The sequence below is a fragment of the Candidatus Electronema sp. TJ genome (assembly GCF_048287355.1).
In the GTDB taxonomy this organism is placed as follows: domain Bacteria; phylum Desulfobacterota; class Desulfobulbia; order Desulfobulbales; family Desulfobulbaceae; genus Electronema.
The window spans coordinates 2,893-4,696 of record NZ_JBLWEP010000052.1; the positions used below are offsets into that span (position 1 = coordinate 2,893).

Annotated in this window: 3 protein-coding genes and 1 pseudogene; all 4 read right to left on the reverse strand. The window is 62.5% G+C overall.

Annotation, left to right across the window (positions count from 1 at the left end):
- Positions 1-305: HAD family hydrolase (locus ACNKID_RS05635; protein ID WP_417912458.1), on the reverse strand; the 305-nt coding region annotated here is incomplete at its 3' end.
- Positions 283-711, reverse strand: a complete 429-nt coding sequence (locus tag ACNKID_RS05640; protein WP_417912459.1) for a hypothetical protein — start codon at positions 709-711, stop codon at positions 283-285. The genes ACNKID_RS05635 and ACNKID_RS05640, both read right to left, overlap by 23 nt.
- Complete coding sequence (locus tag ACNKID_RS05645; protein ID WP_417912460.1) at positions 708-1,394, reverse strand: HD domain-containing protein; 687 nt, start codon at positions 1,392-1,394, stop codon at positions 708-710. Before ACNKID_RS05645 ends, ACNKID_RS05640 begins: the two co-directional genes overlap by 4 nt.
- Positions 1,391-1,804, reverse strand: a pseudogene (locus ACNKID_RS05650) (hypothetical protein); the annotation flags it as partial. The pseudogene ACNKID_RS05650 and the gene ACNKID_RS05645, both read right to left, overlap by 4 nt.

The window sequence follows — 1,804 nt, forward strand, 5'->3', positions numbered from 1 at the left end:
CGGCAGCGAGGGGCGATGATCCGCAGGAAGTCTTTCAAGTCCGGGGCAATCAGCATGTGCCGCAGGTAGGGCGTGTAATCAAGTGCCCTGGCATGGGCCGTGACCGCCTCCAGCGCAACATGGCTGTGCTGGCGGAAGATGTGGCGGATGGAGTCTGTCACATTGTGCATGTGGACATATTCAATCTCCGCTTCGTCCATCAGCGGGCAGCCGAAATGAGCGAGCAGGTCGTTGTAGTAGACCCGGTTGGCCTCGCGGGAGTCAAACAGCACTCCGTCGCAGTCAAAGACAACTGATTTGAGCATGATCTGGCAAAGGTGGCGCGGAGGAAACAAGCTGCTGGCCGCGCTGCTGGTCAGATAGGGCAGAAGCGGCGGAGCAGGGAAGGCTGCGGCGAGGAGCTGAAAAATTGTCGCCCGAGCTTTTCAGAATTGCTCGGGCGAGGTTTTCAGAATTGCTCGGGCGAGGTTTTAAAAATTGCTCGAGCGAGGGAATCTGATTCGCTCGCTCGAAGGAAGCTGGTTCGCTCGCTCGAAGGAAGCTTGTTCGCTCGCTCGAGGAAAGCTTGTTCGCTCGCTCGAGGGAATTTGGTTCGCTCGCTCGAGGGAATTTGGTTCGCTCGCTCGAGGTTTTGAAAAAGCGTCGAACGAGGCGTTGCAACTGCGCCGGGCGGGTGTTCAGGCTGGGCAGCGGCGAAAGGCGGCCGTTCATTTCTTCTCCGCCGCCGCTGTCTCAGGCAGGACAAGGCCGCCGTAGATTTCCAGATTCAGCTCGGCAAAAAAGCTCTCCATGAACTCGTGCCGCCGCCGTGCCGCCGCGCGTCCGGGCTGCGTGAGGAGCTGGCCGCGCACTCTGGACATCTTCACCTGAAACTCCCGATAGGCCGTGTCTTCGCCGGAGTAGGCGGCTGTGGTCTCATGATCCAGCTCGGCATTGTGCAGCCGCGCTCCGATCTGCCCGGCAAAGAGAAAGGCCCGGCCAATGCCGACCGCGCCGATGGAGTCGAGCTTGTCCGCATCAAAGAGAATCTTGGCCTCCAAGCTCTCCGGCTCGGTGCGGCCACGGAAGCGGTGGGCGCGGATGCAGTGGCAGATGGCCGCTTGGTCGTCCTCACTGTAGCCCAGCCTGCGCAGTATGGAGGCGGCCAAGTCCGCGCCGGTCTCCGCATGACAGACTTGGCCCTTGCTGCGGCTTTCCGCACGTCGGCCTATGTCGTGGAGCAAGGCTGCCGGAGCGAGTATGTCGAGGCGCGCCCCCAGCTCCCGGCCTATGGCCAAGGCGTTCTGGAGCACGCGCTCGCTGTGGTCAGGCCCGTGCGGGCCGCCTTCCTGCAAGCAATGCCGCCCGCTGATCTGGCGCAGCTCGGCCAGCAGCGCAGGAGCGGTCTCCTTCATCGGCTGACCTCGCTGAAATATTCCTGCAACAGCCAGCGCTGGCCGAGCAGCAGCAGCTCCTCGTCATCTCCAGCCAAGGCCCGCAGCTCCAAGGCCGTCAGCGGACGCTGCATCTTGATTCTGCCGTCCGCCATCTCCTGCCGAAAGAGATCCACGTTGTAGAGAGCCATGATGTACTGATCCAGCTGCGCCTGCGTCAGCCTGAACCCAGCCTGGATGCGGGGATGCTGGTGCAGGCGGAGGAGCTGGTCGTTGCTCCGGCTGTATTCGTCCAGCCCTTGCGCGGTGAAGTACTCCGGCGCAGTCTGTGCCTGCTCCTCGGCAAAGCCTTTGCAGTGCGGCTCGCGAAGCAGGACAAAGCACTCCTCCAAACTCCCTCCGCGCCGCATCACGCCACGGCCTGCGGGATA

What these genes read in the sequence shown, in the direction of transcription:
- ACNKID_RS05645 (WP_417912460.1), bottom strand. Translation starts at nt 1,394, where the DNA reads ATGAAGGAGACCGCTCCTGCGCTGCTGGCCGAGCTGCGCCAGATCAGC.
- ACNKID_RS05640 (WP_417912459.1), bottom strand. Translation starts at nt 711, where the DNA reads ATGAACGGCCGCCTTTCGCCGCTGCCCAGCCTGAACACCCGCCCGGCG.